Origin of the sequence: Amycolatopsis anabasis, from assembly GCF_009765355.1 — a bacterium.
Lineage (GTDB): Bacteria > Actinomycetota > Actinomycetes > Mycobacteriales > Pseudonocardiaceae > Amycolatopsis > Amycolatopsis anabasis.
Genome location: NZ_VTHK01000055.1, coordinates 13,863 through 29,241, shown reverse-complemented (window position 1 = coordinate 29,241; position 15,379 = coordinate 13,863). Strand labels below are relative to the sequence as shown.

Sequence of the window (15,379 nt, the reverse complement as noted above, 5' to 3'; positions counted from 1 at the left end):
ACCGGCTGCCTCTGGCCAACCGCGTGGTGTTCGCGCCTCGGACGGACCGCCACGCCGGACAGCCGAGTCGCGCCCCACGACCGGTCCAGACAGCCAGCGCGCGACGTCCCTGGCAGGGGCAGCCGTGCCACACAACGAAAGGAGGGCCCGGTGGAATCATCCGTCCAACCTGAGACGACAAGCGCGATCCACGTGCCAGCGACCGGGTTGCTGACGTTGCCTGGTGACCAGGGCGTGACGGGTTCGGTGTTCGTCACCTTCCCGCGGCCGGGAGTCGCCCTGGTCAGCACCCGGGACCCGCACGATGTCGCCACCCAGTCGTTCGTCGTCCACAACGGACAGCGTTACCGGGTGCATGCGGTGGCGTTCCGCCGTCACGCGGACGGACGTGTGCTCCCTGACGAGATCGGCGCGTATCAGATTCACGAGGTTGACGAGCCCAGCCGTGACGGTTATGCGCCGCTGCCCATCCGCTCGACCATCCTCGCGGCCCTCGGCCATCTCGTGCGTGCCCGGTGGACAGTCGAGGTCGACCGTCGAGCAGGACAGGCTCGCGCAAGCCAGCAGTTGCCCGCTCTCTCTCGCCGCCGTGACCGGATAGCTCAGGCACTCGCCCGTCTGGAGTCCGAACTGGACGCCATCACCCGCGTCATCGACGAACACCACCTCGCTCAGTCCGGCACCGATACGCCTGATGCCTAATCCGCTGCAGATGCCGGACCTGCTGCATACCTCTCCCGCATCTCGCCCCGATCCGATAAGGACCCCTTCGCTATGTACACCGTTCGTCTCGACAACGTCGGCACCTTGATCGCGTCTGTGCCTCCCCTCCTCCGTGTCCGCCCCACTAACTCCCTGGTTATCGTCAGCGTCGTGCGCTCGGGCGGCCGTCGCCGCATCGGGAGCACAGCGCGGCTCGACCTCGTTGACCTGGCGACGATTCCCGTCTCCTCCCTGGCACGCCCCATCGTTCGGGCTCTGGCCGATCCGGATGCCATCGCCTTGACTGGAATCGTGGTCGGCGACGGCTCGACGCCGGACGGGCCCTTGCCGTATGGCGCGGAACTGGATGCCTTGACAGCCGTTCTGCGCGACGGTGGGCTTCCCGATCTCGAGTTGGTGTTCGTCCCCTCCATCACCGCCAAGGCGACGTGGACGTCCTACGCAGACCCCACCCAGGGTGGGGTGCTTCCCGATCCAGGCTCGACCGAGCTTGCGGCGATCACGACCGTCCTCGGCGAGGTCACCTACGACACGCTCGAGGAGGTCGCTCAGCGGTTCCAGCCCGGCCCCCAGGATCGGCGTGACCGCATCGCAGCCCTGGTCAGGCCAGTCGAGCGCCAGGTGGCCAGAGAGGAGCAGGACGGTGATCTCGCGGCGCTCGGCGTGCGCCTGCGCCAGCTCGACCACGCCGTCCATCGTGCGTGTGAGCACCAGTTTCCGCGCGACGACAAGGAGATCGCCGACCTCATCGCCGCGGTGACCTCGAAGACGCTGCGCGACTGCGCGATGGTCGTGCCCGAGGCCTCCGAGCAGGCCGCTGAAGAGCTCTGGACCCAACTGTTTCGCTTGGCACCCCCGGAGGCTGGAGGTCACCTCGCGACGATGGTCGCATTCAGCGCGTACCGACGCGGCAACGGGTTGCTCGCCCGCCGTGCCCTCGAAGCCGCCGGGCCCACCAACCGCCTCGCGGGTTACCTGCGCATCGCCGTTGCCGCGGGCATGCCCCCGCAGCGTCTTCCCTCCCTCGCCGACGCCGTCCGCCAGCTACGCGACCGCCTCGCCAACGCCGCTGGCTGACGCGACGGGTCCCCTCCACCGTTCCGCGGACATATCGCCGTGACACTCACGACATCGCTGGGGGCATCTGATGGCCACCGTCGAGGACACCGTCCGCACCATGATCCGTGACAGTCCCGCCCTGTTTGCCAATCGCACCCAGGCCCTGCATTTCCTCTTCTGCGTTCTGGGTAACGGATACGCCTGGCGGCACGGCGAGTTGGTGGAAACCCGGCCGCTGCCGCCGCAATCCGATGAGGACATTCTCGAACAGATACCGCCGGTGTTGGCCCACGACACCGCGTTCCTGGCCGACGCGGCCGCGCGCAACAGGAGCAGCATCCGTGTCCGTGCCTGCGCCGACGCGTTGGCCCAGACGCCCGGCGAGCTCGACGAGGCACCGTATCCGCCCAACCTGAGCACCTTACTGTTGAATCGCCCGCTCGATATCCGGCCGGATTGGCTCGAGGCCGCCCGCGAGATCGCGCGGACCGTCCTGCCGCGCTGGCGAACAGGCGAGCATTTCGCCCCGCAGTACGGGCCCATCACGCCGTGGACCATCGCCCAGTGGTGCGCGGTGCAGCCACTGCTCGAGGACCTGGCCCGCATCCTGTAGCGCCGGCGCCACCGACCCGCTCCTCGCCTCGGACGTGCTCGTCGCCGCATCCGCCCGATCCCCCGGGGAAGGACGACTTCACCCATCCCGTTGTCGGACCGCGGTCGCAGGACCGGGCCGCCCCGTCGTGTCCCGGGTTCCTGCCGCCCTCGGTGATCCACCACGCGTTCCTTTCCCTGACTCTCCTTGGTTTCCGGCGTCCACATCGCGCCCGGCCGCGGCCGCACTCACCCCGCGCCGCCCCGTTCGCGCCGTGCATCCGGGGCTGGCTCGTGTCGTGCGTCAGTCCCTTGTCCGCATGCGAGCAGGCGCGCCGTTGCGCGTCTGTCACTACTAGTTCGAAGGAGTTCGTGTGACCACTGCACCTGTCCAAGACCAAGCCACGTCCGAATCCGCGCCGAAGAGTGCGGTTCCCCCGCAGTCCACCGGTACGCACGACGCCCAGCAACCGACCGAGAGCTACGGCCCGCCGAAGCCGTCGTCTCGCGAGATCCTCACCGTGCACCCGGGTCGCCTCAAGTTCGCGGAAAACACCCGAGGCGAGGTTGAGATCGACAACTACTTCAAGGACGAACTCGCCGAGAACGGCGTCTACGAAATCGTCGCCGTCTATCGCCAGACCGAGAAGGACGGGCGCGAGGAGTTCTACGTCATCGACGGCGCCCGGCGGGTTAAGCACGCCCTCGAAGCCGGCGTGACCGAGATCGACATCGACGTCCGGGAGTCGTTCTCCGGCACGCCCACCGAGCAGCAGATCAAGCGGATCCTGTTCCAGCTGTCCAAGAACGGGCACCGCAAGCAGATCTCGCGCCTCGCCGAGGCCAAGGCGCACCAGACGCTGCTGGACCTCAAGATGAGCCCCACCAAGATCAGCAAGGCGCGGCACATCCCGCTGCCCGAGGTCAAAAACAGCCTGGAGGTGGCCCAGAGCGAGCTTGCCGCGGCCGCGCTGGAGAAGTACAACCTCACTCTCGAGCAGGCCGCCACGCTCAAGAAGTTCGAGGAGCACCCGGACGCGTTCAAGCGGTTGACCGTGGTCGCGGTGGACCAGCCTCGCAAGTTCGATCACCAAGCCCAGATCGAGCTGGACACCCTCACCCGCAAGGAGGCGATGGCTCAGGCGCTCGCCGAGAAAACGCGGGAACTCAAGGACGCGGGCGTCACTGTCATCGACGAGCCCACCAACGAGCACGCCGCCAACCTGCGCCGGCTGGACGTGCTGCGGGCGAAGGTTGCCACGAAGCCGGGCACGGCGCTGACCGTCAAGCAGCACGAGAGCTGCGCGGGTCACGTGGCGTGGGTCAAGGTCGACTGGCGGGACAAGAAGGCAGTCGCGACCACGGTGTTCGCGTGCAAGGACTGGCGCCAGCGCGGGCACGCGGAACGGCACGCCCCCGCGGGCAAGGCGGTCCAGATCAACTCGGGTCCGCAGACCGGGAAGAAGAGTGAGGCCGAGAAGCTCCAGATCAACGAAGCACGCAAGTACAACCTGCAGTGGGACTCGGCCACCGAGGTTCGCCGCCGGTGGCTGGCCAATTTCGTCAAGGGCCGCAACACCGCGCCCGAGGGCTCTCAGCGGATTTTCACCCGCGCCTGGGCCGAGGGCGGCAGGTCGCTGCAGAAGGCCTTCGAGCGCAAGCACACGCTGCTGCGTGAGCTGGCCGGCCTTCCCCCGCACAGCAACGTCGATCAACTTCTCAAGCGGATCGACGAGGCCACGGACGGCAAAGCCCTGCACTGGAACATGTGCATGCTCCTGTGCGCGATGGAAGAAGGCCTCACCCGCAACAGCTGGCGTCAGCCGACGGACACCGACGCGCTCTACCTGCAGATCATCAGCGGGTTGAAGAGCCCGAAACCGGCCCGTTCCACGAAGAAGACCACCAAGAACTTCTACGACTACGAGCTGGCTGAGGTGGAGGAGCGTGCGCTGACCGCGGCTGGTGTCCGTCGGGCGGAGCCCGCGCGCGCCGCCAGCGCGGCCACCGGCACAAAGCCGACCGCTTCCGCCACGTCGTCCTCGGCCGAGGACTCGTCCACGCCGACCAAGACGGCCAAGACTGCCGACTCGCCCCGCACGTCCGCGAAGGCCGGCACGTCGGACAGCCCCAAGGCACCCGCACCCGCCACGTCCACCGGTGCGGCCACGACCAACGCGTGACCAGGTGGGTGGTGAGGCCCCGCGCCCCGCAGGGCCTCACCACCCACGCCTCGGCCAGCCGCCACCCGCCCGCCCCACGCACTGGCCTCCCCCAGCGCGCCGCCGGCCATCGACGGCACGTGCGGCCTGCCCGACAGCGCCGGCCTCCGCGCTCGACGAAAGGAGTGATCACCGTGAACGTTGTCCGCGCCATTCCGCGCCTGCGGTCGGCAGGGTGTTCCTGGACCATCACCGCGGTCCTCGTGGCCAAGTACGTCCTCGCCACGTGTGTCATCGTCGGCCGCAGGAGGCATCCCGCCCGCAGGCCATCCGCGCACCTCAGCCACCACCCGTCGCCCGATTCGCACTGACGCAGCTGCCCGACGCCTCGATACGCGATCTGACCGTGACCTTCCTGTCTGCCAATACCCACCACAGGCTTCGGTGCGCGCGTAGCATCGATCATGAAAGGGTTTGCATGCGCGTCACCAGCACTTCACGACTCATCCGGGTTCCCCACCCCGGCACGGCTCGGCGCGACGCGGCACTCGCCGCCGCCGCGCGGGGCTGGCGTGTCTTCCCAGTCACCCCATACCGGAAAGAGCCCGTCCCGACCGACTGGGAATCCTGGGCCACGCTCGACCACGACGTCATCCATCGCGAGTGGACGATCCGCCCGTACCTCAATATTGGTATCGCCTGTGGCCCGTCCGGGTTGCTCGTCGTCGATCTCGACGACCCCGATGGCGAGCCCTTCCCGCCGGAATGGGTCCAGCTCGGCCGCGAGCATGGGATCGAGATCGCCCATGGCCGTGACGTTTTCGCCCTCCTCGCCGAGCGCGCGGGTGAACCGGAGGCGTTCAACACCTTCGAGGTCACCACCCCGCACGGCCTTCACCTGTACTACCAGCGCCCGAAGGGGCTCTCCACGGCCACCAGCGTCAGCAAGATCGCTCCGTTCGTCGACACACGCGGCAGCGGCGGCGCCGCCTTGGCCCCGGGGAGCGCGCAGCTGGTCGACGGCCACGAAGTTCTCTACTCCATCGCCTACGATCTCCCGCTGGCACCCGCGCCGTCCTTCGTGGTCGCGGCGCTGACGCCGACTGTTCCTGCCACACCGAGGATTCCCGCAGCACGGGCCCCGTCCGAGGCACGCACGCGTCCCTATGCCCAGGCGGCCTTGCGGGACGAGTGCCACAAGGTCGAAAACGCGCGCTACCGCACCCGTCATACCCGGTTGTTCGCGGCCGCGGCCGCCATGGGCGAACTCATCGCTGCCGGGTGGATCGACGAGAGCGAGGTCGTCCGCGCCCTGCTGGACGCCGCCCGAGTTCATGTCGGCGTCAAGGAGTTCAGCGATAAGGAACGCCGCGACACCATCGCCGACGGAATCAAGAAGGGCAAGCACCGCCGCCGTCAGCTCCCGCAGCGGTAGCGCCCGCCACATCCGTCACATCCGTGGCCGCGTCGCGGCCCGGCCGCCTGGTTCCTGTTGAGTCCCGCCACGCCATCGCCAGTGGCCTCGCGGAAGGAATCTCCAATGCCTCCTGTCGATCCCCGAGTTGTCACCGTCACCTTCACCGCGCCAACCTCCGATGAACCCTGGTTCGTGGCCGCGTATTCCGCGTGGCGTTCCGCTGCCGAACGGCGTGGGATCACCATCGAGGAGGACACGTTCGAAGCCACCCCCTATGTCGACGACTACCAGGAAGACCTGACCTGCGCCGCCGCCCGCGTCGGCGACCGCTGGTACGCGGTCGAACTGCGCCACGGTGTCGTGTCCGCTCGACGCGTCGTGGTCGCTGGTGATCGGTGTGGCATCTGCGATGCCGAGGTCGTCGCCACGGCCACGCAGGTGTTGGTCGTGCGCCACGCCCCGTTCTGCCCGTCGTATCGCCCACCACTCGGCCGCGGACCCGACCCCACCAGTGTCGTCTAACCCCGACACCAGCACGGCACGGACACGGTGACCACTCCGCTGCCTCCGGTGTCCCGTCACCTTCCAGCGCACCGCGCGCACAGGCCTACCCGGCGAACCGATCGCCACCTGGTCACCCAGTGCGCAAGCACCCGACTTGCTTCCTCGACACGCGTAAGGGTTCACCATGACCAACGCCTCCACAGTGTCGCCTGTGCCGCCCATGGTCGCCGCAGACGACGAATTCGACATGTACGGGATCGAGCTAGACTTGGGCAGTTGGCGGTACGTGCTGGACTGGCCGGGAGTGGTCTACGGACCCGGGTGGTACCCCTTCCACGCGTTCCTGACGCGTTCCGAGCCCAACCCGAGCGCGCCGATCAACCACCACCGCGTCCCCACCGGCGGGACCAAGGCCACCAGTGTGCGGCTCGCTCCGGACGTCGCTCACCGCGCCTGGCGCAACGAGTACGTCTCACTCCAGCCCTACGATCACCGGGTTCTGGTGCGCACGAGCCTGTTCGTCCGCAGGCAGGGCCTGGGCGCGATGGTTCGGCGTATCGCGTTCCACGTCGACCTGCGGGCCAGGCTCGTGTCGATTCCCGAGGCATGCCCGCCCCACCTCCGGCATCAGGCCGAAACCAAGGGGCAGCGGGTCCTTGATCTGCTGCTCACCGCCCGCCGGGAGCGCCGCCAGCGTGTCCCCTCGCCCGTCCGCGTGCTCGGGAGCTGGAACAGAACGGACTCCCCGGTCACCGGTAATTGAGCGGGCGTTGTTCCTCTCATCGGTGTGGCCTCGCCGGTGTCTGCGAGGGCTCCGCGGTGCCGGGCGTGACCGGTCCGACGGAAGCAGACCCGGCCGGCGACGGTCAAGCCGCGCCACGCCGCTGGCTGCTGGACCACCAACGGGGCGGCTTGACCGCGCCTCCCGGGCCCGCTGAGGGCCGCCGGTCCACGCCACCAGCACCACGAGCCGTGCGCGTACCCCCTCGTCCGGGCGTCCTGCCCGGTTTCGTGCGCACTCCCGTGGTGCCGTCTTGCCGGGAGGCTGCATGTACGAGCTGGTCCGCAGCAGGATCGCCGAATCGATGGTCGCGGAGACCTGGAGTGTCCCGCGGTTCGACGCGGTCATCCGCCTTCCCGATCACCTGGCCGCGTCCGTGCCGGTGTGGTCACTGGGCCCCAGCTACACCGAGATCAACACGGCGTGGCTGTGGGCGCGTCGCTCTGGTCCAGACCGCTTCCATGTCGTCGCGCGCGCCTACGAGCGGGGGCGCCGGGCTCCACGGTTCCTGCATGCCGGGTACCTGACCGCGGTGGAACTGATGGGCAAGCACGGTGCCTGGATCCGCCCCACCTCGATCGTGTGGAAGCCCGGCAGCGGGATCATCGAGCACGCCCTGCGCCCCGACGATCCCGCCGTGGCGGCGATGTCCGCGATCGATCGGTTGGCCGATCGAGTCAGCGCCGACTACGAGAACGCCGGAGCGCCCCGGTTCCCTCCGCGCGCCCAGGTGGCTCGATGCCCCGATGGCAGTCTTCAGGCCGCATTCCACATCGGCGTCTCCGGCTACGGCGACAACGACGTCGATACCGTGGCGGCGGCGTTGACGACGCTGACCCTCGGCTACGGCCCCACCGCCCGTCTGCGCGTCCTGCCACCGTGCGCCAGGATCGGCGACTACCAACTGCGCCTCCAGCCGCTGGCCTCCGCGGCCTGGGCGGCTCTCGGTTTGGATCGCGCGGCGACCCGGGCGGCCGAAGCCGCCCAGGAGCAGGCCTGGCGTGCTCGGTTCGGGGACCCGTTCTGATACCCGGGCTGCCCGCCTCGTCATTCCCCCGCCCGTCTTGCCTGCGCCCTACCTTGTCAGGAGAGTCCGTGCATCGTCGTCTGCGCCGCCACCTCACCGCGACCTTCAACGCCACCCGCGCGCCAGGTCACCGCCTGGCCCACGCCGTGATCGCCCTGCCGCAGTCGCTCACCTCCTCGATCCCGGTGTGGACCCCCGACCCGGCCTACACCGAGATCGTCACGGCCCGTCTCTGGGCCCGACGGACCGGTGCCGACCGATTCCACGTCGTGTCCCGTGTAGACACTGAGGACTGTGCCCAGCAGCTGACCCGGAGCCTCTCCCTGTCCGCGGTCGAGCTCATGGGCAAACACGCCGCGCACGACCACCCCTGGTCGATCTCGTGGGAACCAGGCTGCGGAATCCGTGAGGATGCGCTGTCCACCGACCACCCCGCCGTCCGCTATACCCGGCACCTTCGCCATCTCGAAGACATAGTCACCGATCGGCTGCAGCGGTCCGCACCGTCGGAGTGCTGGTGGCGTCCCCGCATCGAGCGCCGCCCGGATGGGTCCTTCCAGGTCGTGCTCACCACCGAGATCCCCGATACCTCCGCCCGGCACGCGCAGAGCCTGCGCCGGAACACCCGTGCCTTGGCCGACGTCGCCGCGCGCTACCAGCCAGGACGCAGGATCCGTCTCTACCGCCAGGACTCCTGCTGGTCACGGTGTCGCGACCACTCCCCCGCGCTGTTTCCCCTGCATGCCGCCGCGTGGGCGGCCTTGGACCTCAAGCCCACCGCCGTGTTCGACGCGCAGTATGCCGCGCTCTATCAGGCTTGGCTGGAGTCCGACGACAAGTATCTTCCTCCCCCGTCGCGATCTTTCTAAGCCGCAGCTGCACTGTGTCGGGTCGCGGGGTAGGTGCTACCCAGCGACCCGCACGTCCGACCGGCGGCATTCTGCGCCGAGGCGCACCTCCCGCTCCGGTGAGGAGCACTCCATCGCTGACCTGACCTGAGCGTGTCCACTCCCCGGTCGTCCCGCCGCCTGCCCCTCGCCGCGGCCCGACCCACCTGTTCGCTGTCTGGGGAGACCTTCCATGCCTGTGATTCATCCCGACCACCCTGACCTTCGCATCACCCGCACGCCTGCCCGGTTCACCGCCGCCAGTAGCAGCTTGCGTGGCCATCTGGACACCACGTACGCCCGCCTGGCCGAGGTGTTCGGGCCCGACCTCAATGCACACGACACGCGCCTGGCAGCCCGGTGGGAGATTGCCACGCCCGCCGGCGTGCTCTGCGTCTACGACCACGATCGCACTCGTGAACCGGACCAGAGACGCCGTTGGCATATCGGTGCCCACGACGATCGTCCTCTCCCCTGGCTGCACAAGGCAGTGCATCGCACCACGCAGACCCTGCCCACCGGGGCCCGCCCGTTCTTCACCGATTCCCGGCTCTCCACCTATCTGGCCGCCTACATCGACTATCTGGAACTGCGCTCCCACGCGCTCCACCAATGGCGCCGAGATCACGAGGTGCTCTCTTCCGGGCGCCGTCGCTCTCAGCACCTGCCTGCCCAGTTACGGCGCGCCGCCGCCGAGCTGCGTCAACTCCTTCTGGTGCATCGCGGCTCCCGCACAGTCGACGCTAGCAACCGGTCACGGCCACATCACTGGTTCCAGCCTGATCATGACTCGTCCAAGCTGGTCTCGTCGCGTCCGCGCGTGTGCTGCCCGTTCACCCCGCTGACCAAGGACATCGACGCGTCGACGGATTCCAGTGACCTCGCCGGGATGCTGCGCGCCTACGTCCGATTCCGTGTCCGTTCTCGCCCTTTCCTGCGCCTAGTGGCCCCGCACATCGTGTGGTCGGCCTATGACGAGGACGTCGCCACGGTCCGCGCGCTGGCGACAGTGGCTGTCCCCGAGCTACGTATACGCAACCCCGGCGACCGGTAGCCCAGCACCGCGCGGTGTGCCCGTCGTGGCCGCGTCACCCGACGGCCCGATCGAACCGTCACGGCCTCGTCCTTTGTGGACTACCTGACCACGTCTTCAACCCACCGGTTCGCACCCCGGCCAGCACACGCTGCCCGGATCACAGCCTGCCCGGCGGCGTCTGGTGCCGTGATCGGCTTTGCCGCGAACCAGCCCCGTAGCGACCTTCCGGAGGAAACGCAATGTCCGTCCCGCCTCGTTCCGCGCCCGTCGTCCCGGACTCGGCCCTGGGTTCGTTCACGGCCGCCGCCGAGTTGATCAGCACCGAACTGGGTGGAGTTCCCCTCCAGCCGTGCCCGGCTGGCCATCTTCTGCCTGAACTCCCAGCACAGAGCCCGACGGATCCGGACATCCTGATGCCAGGACGGCGGCCATGAATCCGGTGACGTCCGATCTCGACAAGGTCATAAGCTATGTCGAGAGTCGACTCGCTCATGTTCGGTCCCAGTCTCGCCACCCCTATACGGCCGCCGAGCTGGAAAACGTCCTCACTGTCGCCAGGAGACTCGCTGCCCTCACACCACCGCCCACAGTGGACCTTCCTCCTCCGCCACAGCCCTCGAAACGCGGCCTCGGCCTGACCGATCGTCAGTGTGAGGTTATCCAGGGCATGAGCGAGGGCAAGGACAACGGGGAGATCGCCCGCGATCTCGTCCTGTCGGTGGAAACCGTGCGGACGCACGCGAAGACCATCCTCCGCAAGCTGGGCGCCCGCAACCGCACACACGCTGTGGCACTGGCAATCCGGCAGGGGCTTGTGTCCTAGACCCCGCCGTCGTTCCTGTGCTCCTCGCCCCATCGTCCGGCACGTAAGTCAGGTCCGGTCATGCCGGACACGTTCACCGTCTCGGTCGCGGCACGAGATCTCCCCCGCGCATCCAACTCCAGCCCATCGACGGCGGGTGCTGCTCGGTGGGGTCGGACCGGTGTTGCCGTCGCCTTGGGTCACCGCTGGCTCGGGTCCGTGAACGGCTCCAGGCAAGCACGCCCTGGGCGGGGCGGCGCCGCACCATTCGACTTCCCCTTGCCCTCGTGTGCCACCCCGTCCAGGGCGTGCTGGCGGGGTCGCGTTCCACGGACACCGAGCCAGGGAGGTACTCCGATGAACCCCGATGGCACTGTCGATTCCGTCGATATTCACGACGCTCTCTTCGACGACTCCGGCCTGTACCAGGGTTTGCTCGTCGAACCCCTGATCGTGGTCGACCCTCACGACCAACCGGGCGTGCACTCGCTGACCCCGGTTTCCCATTCGCCGTCCCGCGTCTGAGCCCAGCAGTGGTGGCCCCGACTCGTGTCGGGGCCACCACTCGGCACCACAAGGTTCTGCCCCGCTGAAACACTCGATTGCCTACGTGCGAATCGACTGCATCATCTGCCACGGTCACGGCTGCGCCTCCCGGCTGCCACACGCGACACGCCGTGAGGATCTCTGCGCATGTGCGGCGACACTCGTCTGACGTGCCCACTACTTCGTCCCGTGGCCAGCGAGCCCGATCTCCAGGTCGGCGTCCACACCGGAATCCGCGGAGCACGGGTGCCAGCCACACCGTCTTGACGTGCCAGAGGTCTGAGCTTGCCGCCAGATACGCAGGCCCGCTCCGCGGCCGGCTGCGGTTCGTCGGGTTGACCACCACTGGCCAACCCGGAACTAACGGAATCCCTGATCGAGGTAAGGAGGACGATGTTCACGTTTCATCATGAGCGTGCCGATCTGCGTTTCTCGTGGGACGGGTGGATGCAGATCAAGGTGCGAGCCGGGCAATTCGCGCCGCGCGGGGTGTTTCCAGACCGTTTTGACATTCGCGAACCCGATTTGCGGGACCCCGCGCGACACCCGGTCATCCCGGAGGATGGTTCGGTGCATTTCGTGCCCCTGACCCAAGAGGCGTTCGAAGCGCTGTGTGACACGTGGTGGCGGGGTCGCGAGATCTGCGTGGGATTGCGGGACTACGCCGCCGACCCATGGCAGATCCGTTCCTGGGGCCACACCCTGGGAGCTTTTCGTTACCGCTACACCGGTGGCAGCCACATCGAGATTTCACCAGGTGTGGTTGAGACGTGGCATCCGTTGATCGACCTGGCCCGTGATGCCAGAACGCCGTCGACGGTGTCGACGGTGTGGCTGATGAACCGAGTCCACGGCTGGGAAGTCGCCTGGCTCGCCGAGCACGGCATCGTCGACCGTCGGCACGACCTTGATCGCGCGATCGTGGACTGGACCATCGCCAACCTTCCCGCGCCCGGCGCCAGGGGGTCCCTCATCGGCCAGTTCGATGCCTGGGTGTACCGCCAGGCCGAGGAGGAGTTCGGTAACCGTGTCTGGGCCCGGTGGCGGAACCTGGGTGAGCCCGTCCGGCGTGTCACGGGTGAATCGCCGTGGTCGACGACGCGGGACGACCCGAACGGCGAGCGATGGAACTTCTGGTGGGCCGGACATCACGCCTACGTCTACTCGCCGGACCGGCAGCTGACCGCGGAGCAGACCCTTCTCGCTGAGCGCGACGAGGCGCTCGCACAGGACAAGCCGACCGAGTGGCTGCAACACCGAGCAGAAGCCTGGGATATCAACCATCCTTGATGCCGGGTAGCACTCACCGACCCACGATCGCGCCATACCGTGCTGGCCATTGGACGCCTCTCCGGCGCACCGTCGGCATCCGCGCTCCGCAAGGGGTCTGCGCGTCATCGCGCGTGCGCCAGGATTCGAGTCGTTTGGTGCAGCCATCGTGGCGCGCACCGGGCAGAAACCGTCGTCGGTCTATTCAATGCTCGGCCTGCTGGTCAAGCGGGGATATCTGCGGGTCACTCGTGTGGAGCCTGCTCGCCACGGGTCACCGCGCCGGTGGGTTGCGCTGACCGACGAGGGTCGGGCGCTGGCGACCGCCTGGAGTGTGATGCGTCGTGAAACAGTGGCGGCGCAACGGTTTCGCGACATCGTCGCCGTGTTGAACGGTCCGGCGGAAGCGCCGCTGAGGTCCTCCGCTGTCCGTCTCGATGAGCGCGACGTCCTCGACGGCGGGCTTGACGTGTCCAGGCTGGTGGACGCTGTCCTGGGTGGTTGACCATGCTGCCGTGGTGCTGGGTTGTCTTCGGGTGGTGGCCTGGCGGGGTCTCGTGCGGGTGGACCGGTAGGAGTCAAGCACACCCGGGCGAGGGCATCAGTGGACACGAAGGTGCGGCACATCCGGCCGGGTGAACCGGCCCTTGCGGTTGTGCACGCCGGCTGCGGTCACGCACGCCGGTTCACACCGCCCGGACGACCGCACCCGTGCCCACGGCCCCCGCCCGGGCGCGCTTTGGGTCTCCCCGTTCCACCCACCACCGAGACCCAGGAGGCCACCATGGCCGGAGACACCTTCCTCCCTCTCATCGGCAACCTCGCCGCCGACCCCGAACTCCGCTTCACCCCCACCGGCAAAGCCGTCTGCGGCTTCGGAGTCATCTCGACCCCGCGCACCTTCGACCGCCAAAGCGGCGGCTGGAAGGACGGCACCGGAATGTACATGCGCTGCACCGCCTGGGACGCCATGGCCGAGCACATCGCCGAATCCCTCCGCCGCGGCGACCGCGTCGTCGTCTACGGCAAGCTCGGCCAGCGCAACTGGGAAGACAAAGAGGGCAACAAGCGCTCCTCCATCGAACTCACCGTCGAAGAGATCGGCCCGTCCCTCCGCTTCGCCACCGCCCGCATCACCAAAGCCACCCGCACCAACACCACCAACCGCCCCGCGGCGCAGGAGGCTCCGGCCGATCCGTGGGAGCAGAGCACCACGGCCGACAACGCCGACGGCGCGCAGCCTGCCACCCAGCAGGCCAGCGCCGAGCCCGCCGCGTCCGCGAAGGCTCCCGCGAAGACCGCCAAGGCCTCGCGCGCTGGTGCCAGCAAGTCCAAGGCCGCGGCCAAGGAGAAGGACGTTGTGGGTGCCGCGCGGAGCTGACGGTGCTCGCTGGGGCGGCAGCCGAGTGGCTGCCGCCCCGTTCTCCTTCGTTGTTTACCTCGATCAGCATCGGGAGGTCGTTGTGATCGTGCTCCAGTCCACCTTTCCTGCGCAGTGCCCACATAGGACGTTTCACTCGTACTCGCATCTGCTGCGCACGATCGCGGTCCTGTACGACGAGTTGGAGCTGCAGCACTGCACGCCTCGGCCTCATCTCGATTGCTGGTCGTATGAGGTACCCGATCTGGTCCAGCTGCTGGAGCCGATCATGTGCGAGTGGCCGTATTCGCGGCTGTCACCGCTGCAGCGTCGGCGCCTGTTGCGGCTGCTGAACCGCTACCGGTCCTACTGCGAGTACCGGCTCGAGATCGAGCCACAGTGGGTCGACGAGTACCGCTGTTTCTCGATCGAGGATGGTCTCATCGTCGTCCAGCGCAGTGCCCGCTACGGGGCTCGACGCCGCGTTCCTGCCGGACGGCCTCTCTCTCATCACCACGACGTTTCTGTCTCGTCCTGAAGGGGTTCCCGATGCCTGACGCTCACAAGATCCTGCAAGCCACGGTGGAGACGACCGTTCAGCGGGTCCTCGACGCCCCGGGTTACCTGCCGATCAGCATGGCGGACAAACGGGCCATGGCCGCAGCAGGCGACGTGTATCACGCGCTGGTCGCCGCGGGCCTCATCACGACCCCGGCCCACTCGGCTGACCGCAGCCTCCGCGATCTGATCTTGGACCGCTGTGGATTCGCCGAGGGTGCCGAAGTCACCCCCGCCGGATCGTTCGATAACGACCTGGCGCACGAACGCGCCGGGGCGGTCCTGATGTTTCTCGACCTCGCCGCCGCCTCCTCGCGGCCCTGGACGCTCCTGAAGCGCGCCGGAATCGACGCCGCGGCGGGGCTGACCGGCACCCGGTCCCCGGCGGATCCGCGTGTCCCCTCGCCCCGTCCGGCCGCCGACGCCGGTCCTGCCCTGGGCCCGCGTATGTCGTGACGCCCGTACCCACGGGGCGGGCGAGCAAGTGGGTGCTGCTCGCCCGCCCCGCGTGGGCGGCGGTGTTCGTCGCGGGCCGGGGTCCCTGCTGCCGCCTGCCTCGCCCGGCCCCGGCCGCCCGCGTTGTGTCCCCCGAGCAGAAAGGCGGTTCGGCGTGCCCGAGACCCGCAGACAGGTTCCGTATCCGGCACGGCAGCGCCA

Annotated in this window: 18 protein-coding genes; all 18 read left to right on the top strand. The window is 68.4% G+C overall.

From position 1 onward, the window contains the following. The first annotated feature begins 150 nt into the window (after positions 1-150). The 18 genes from FXO23_RS41235 to FXO23_RS41150 all read left to right on the top strand — a co-directional run bounded on the left by FXO23_RS41235 (position 151) and on the right by FXO23_RS41150 (position 15,178). Positions 151-702: a hypothetical protein gene (locus FXO23_RS41235; RefSeq protein ID WP_158892704.1), complete on the top strand. Its 552-nt coding sequence runs from the start codon at positions 151-153 to the stop codon at positions 700-702. A 72-nt stretch (positions 703-774) separates the two neighbouring features. Next, positions 775-1,800: a DUF4192 domain-containing protein gene (locus FXO23_RS41230; RefSeq protein WP_158892702.1), complete on the top strand. Its 1,026-nt coding sequence runs from the start codon at positions 775-777 to the stop codon at positions 1,798-1,800. Between the two features lie 70 nt (positions 1,801-1,870). After that, a complete protein-coding gene (locus tag FXO23_RS41225; RefSeq protein WP_158892700.1) occupies positions 1,871-2,395 on the top strand; it encodes a hypothetical protein in 525 nt (174 codons plus the stop codon). Positions 2,396-2,747: 352 nt separating this feature from the next. Then, positions 2,748-4,556: a hypothetical protein gene (locus FXO23_RS41220; protein ID WP_158892698.1), complete on the top strand. Its 1,809-nt coding sequence runs from the start codon at positions 2,748-2,750 to the stop codon at positions 4,554-4,556. A gap of 173 nt (positions 4,557-4,729) precedes the next feature. Beyond that, the gene (locus FXO23_RS41215; RefSeq protein ID WP_158892696.1) at positions 4,730-4,906 is read left to right on the top strand and encodes a hypothetical protein; all 177 of its coding nucleotides are present in this window, start codon (positions 4,730-4,732) and stop codon (positions 4,904-4,906) included. Positions 4,907-5,013: 107 nt separating this feature from the next. Continuing rightward, a complete protein-coding gene (locus FXO23_RS41210; RefSeq protein ID WP_158892695.1) occupies positions 5,014-5,970 on the top strand; it encodes a bifunctional DNA primase/polymerase in 957 nt (318 codons plus the stop codon). A gap of 105 nt (positions 5,971-6,075) precedes the next feature. Beyond that, the gene (locus FXO23_RS41205; RefSeq protein WP_158892693.1) at positions 6,076-6,474 is read left to right on the top strand and encodes a hypothetical protein; all 399 of its coding nucleotides are present in this window, start codon (positions 6,076-6,078) and stop codon (positions 6,472-6,474) included. A 202-nt stretch (positions 6,475-6,676) separates the two neighbouring features. Next, positions 6,677-7,219, top strand: a complete 543-nt coding sequence (locus FXO23_RS41200; RefSeq protein WP_158892691.1) for a hypothetical protein — start codon at positions 6,677-6,679, stop codon at positions 7,217-7,219. 286 nt (positions 7,220-7,505) lie between these two features. Beyond that, positions 7,506-8,264: a hypothetical protein gene (locus tag FXO23_RS41195; RefSeq protein ID WP_158892689.1), complete on the top strand. Its 759-nt coding sequence runs from the start codon at positions 7,506-7,508 to the stop codon at positions 8,262-8,264. 68 nt (positions 8,265-8,332) lie between these two features. Beyond that, positions 8,333-9,133, top strand: a complete 801-nt coding sequence (locus FXO23_RS41190; protein ID WP_158892687.1) for a hypothetical protein — start codon at positions 8,333-8,335, stop codon at positions 9,131-9,133. A 211-nt stretch (positions 9,134-9,344) separates the two neighbouring features. Next, entirely contained in the window at positions 9,345-10,205 is an 861-nt protein-coding gene (locus FXO23_RS41185; RefSeq protein WP_158892685.1) for a hypothetical protein, read from the top strand. 412 nt (positions 10,206-10,617) lie between these two features. Further along, on the top strand, positions 10,618-11,010 hold the full coding sequence (locus FXO23_RS52380; protein WP_281356715.1) for a response regulator transcription factor: 393 nt from the start codon (positions 10,618-10,620) through the stop codon (positions 11,008-11,010). Between the two features lie 336 nt (positions 11,011-11,346). After that, a complete protein-coding gene (locus FXO23_RS41175; RefSeq protein WP_158892681.1) occupies positions 11,347-11,514 on the top strand; it encodes a hypothetical protein in 168 nt (55 codons plus the stop codon). Positions 11,515-11,928: 414 nt separating this feature from the next. Next, positions 11,929-12,825, top strand: coding sequence for a hypothetical protein (locus FXO23_RS41170; RefSeq protein ID WP_158892679.1), 897 nt, complete (start codon positions 11,929-11,931; stop codon positions 12,823-12,825). 148 nt (positions 12,826-12,973) lie between these two features. Beyond that, positions 12,974-13,309 (top strand): helix-turn-helix domain-containing protein, encoded by a 336-nt coding sequence (locus tag FXO23_RS41165; RefSeq protein WP_158892677.1) that lies wholly within the window; start codon positions 12,974-12,976, stop codon positions 13,307-13,309. Between the two features lie 279 nt (positions 13,310-13,588). Beyond that, positions 13,589-14,185, top strand: a complete 597-nt coding sequence (gene ssb, locus FXO23_RS41160; protein WP_158892675.1) for a single-stranded DNA-binding protein — start codon at positions 13,589-13,591, stop codon at positions 14,183-14,185. Next, positions 14,163-14,702, top strand: a complete 540-nt coding sequence (locus FXO23_RS41155) for a hypothetical protein (protein ID WP_179957029.1) — start codon at positions 14,163-14,165, stop codon at positions 14,700-14,702. The genes ssb and FXO23_RS41155 overlap by 23 nt, the downstream gene beginning before the upstream one ends. An 11-nt stretch (positions 14,703-14,713) precedes the next feature. After that, positions 14,714-15,178: a hypothetical protein gene (locus tag FXO23_RS41150; protein WP_158892671.1), complete on the top strand. Its 465-nt coding sequence runs from the start codon at positions 14,714-14,716 to the stop codon at positions 15,176-15,178. The last annotated feature ends 201 nt before the right edge of the window (positions 15,179-15,379 follow it).

Bases quoted from the DNA above. Each gene is read 5' to 3' on its own strand.
- FXO23_RS41230 (WP_158892702.1), top strand. From the start codon at position 775: ATGTACACCGTTCGTCTCGACAACGTCGGCACCTTGATCGCGTCTGTG.
- FXO23_RS41225 (WP_158892700.1), top strand. From the start codon at position 1,871: ATGGCCACCGTCGAGGACACCGTCCGCACCATGATCCGTGACAGTCCC.
- FXO23_RS41210 (WP_158892695.1), top strand. From the start codon at position 5,014: ATGCGCGTCACCAGCACTTCACGACTCATCCGGGTTCCCCACCCCGGC.
- FXO23_RS41205 (WP_158892693.1), top strand. From the start codon at position 6,076: ATGCCTCCTGTCGATCCCCGAGTTGTCACCGTCACCTTCACCGCGCCA.
- FXO23_RS41200 (WP_158892691.1), top strand. From the start codon at position 6,677: ATGGTCGCCGCAGACGACGAATTCGACATGTACGGGATCGAGCTAGAC.
- FXO23_RS41195 (WP_158892689.1), top strand. From the start codon at position 7,506: ATGTACGAGCTGGTCCGCAGCAGGATCGCCGAATCGATGGTCGCGGAG.
- FXO23_RS41185 (WP_158892685.1), top strand. From the start codon at position 9,345: ATGCCTGTGATTCATCCCGACCACCCTGACCTTCGCATCACCCGCACG.
- FXO23_RS52380 (WP_281356715.1), top strand. From the start codon at position 10,618: ATGAATCCGGTGACGTCCGATCTCGACAAGGTCATAAGCTATGTCGAG.
- FXO23_RS41175 (WP_158892681.1), top strand. From the start codon at position 11,347: ATGAACCCCGATGGCACTGTCGATTCCGTCGATATTCACGACGCTCTC.
- FXO23_RS41170 (WP_158892679.1), top strand. From the start codon at position 11,929: ATGTTCACGTTTCATCATGAGCGTGCCGATCTGCGTTTCTCGTGGGAC.
- ssb (WP_158892675.1), top strand. From the start codon at position 13,589: ATGGCCGGAGACACCTTCCTCCCTCTCATCGGCAACCTCGCCGCCGAC.
- FXO23_RS41150 (WP_158892671.1), top strand. From the start codon at position 14,714: ATGCCTGACGCTCACAAGATCCTGCAAGCCACGGTGGAGACGACCGTT.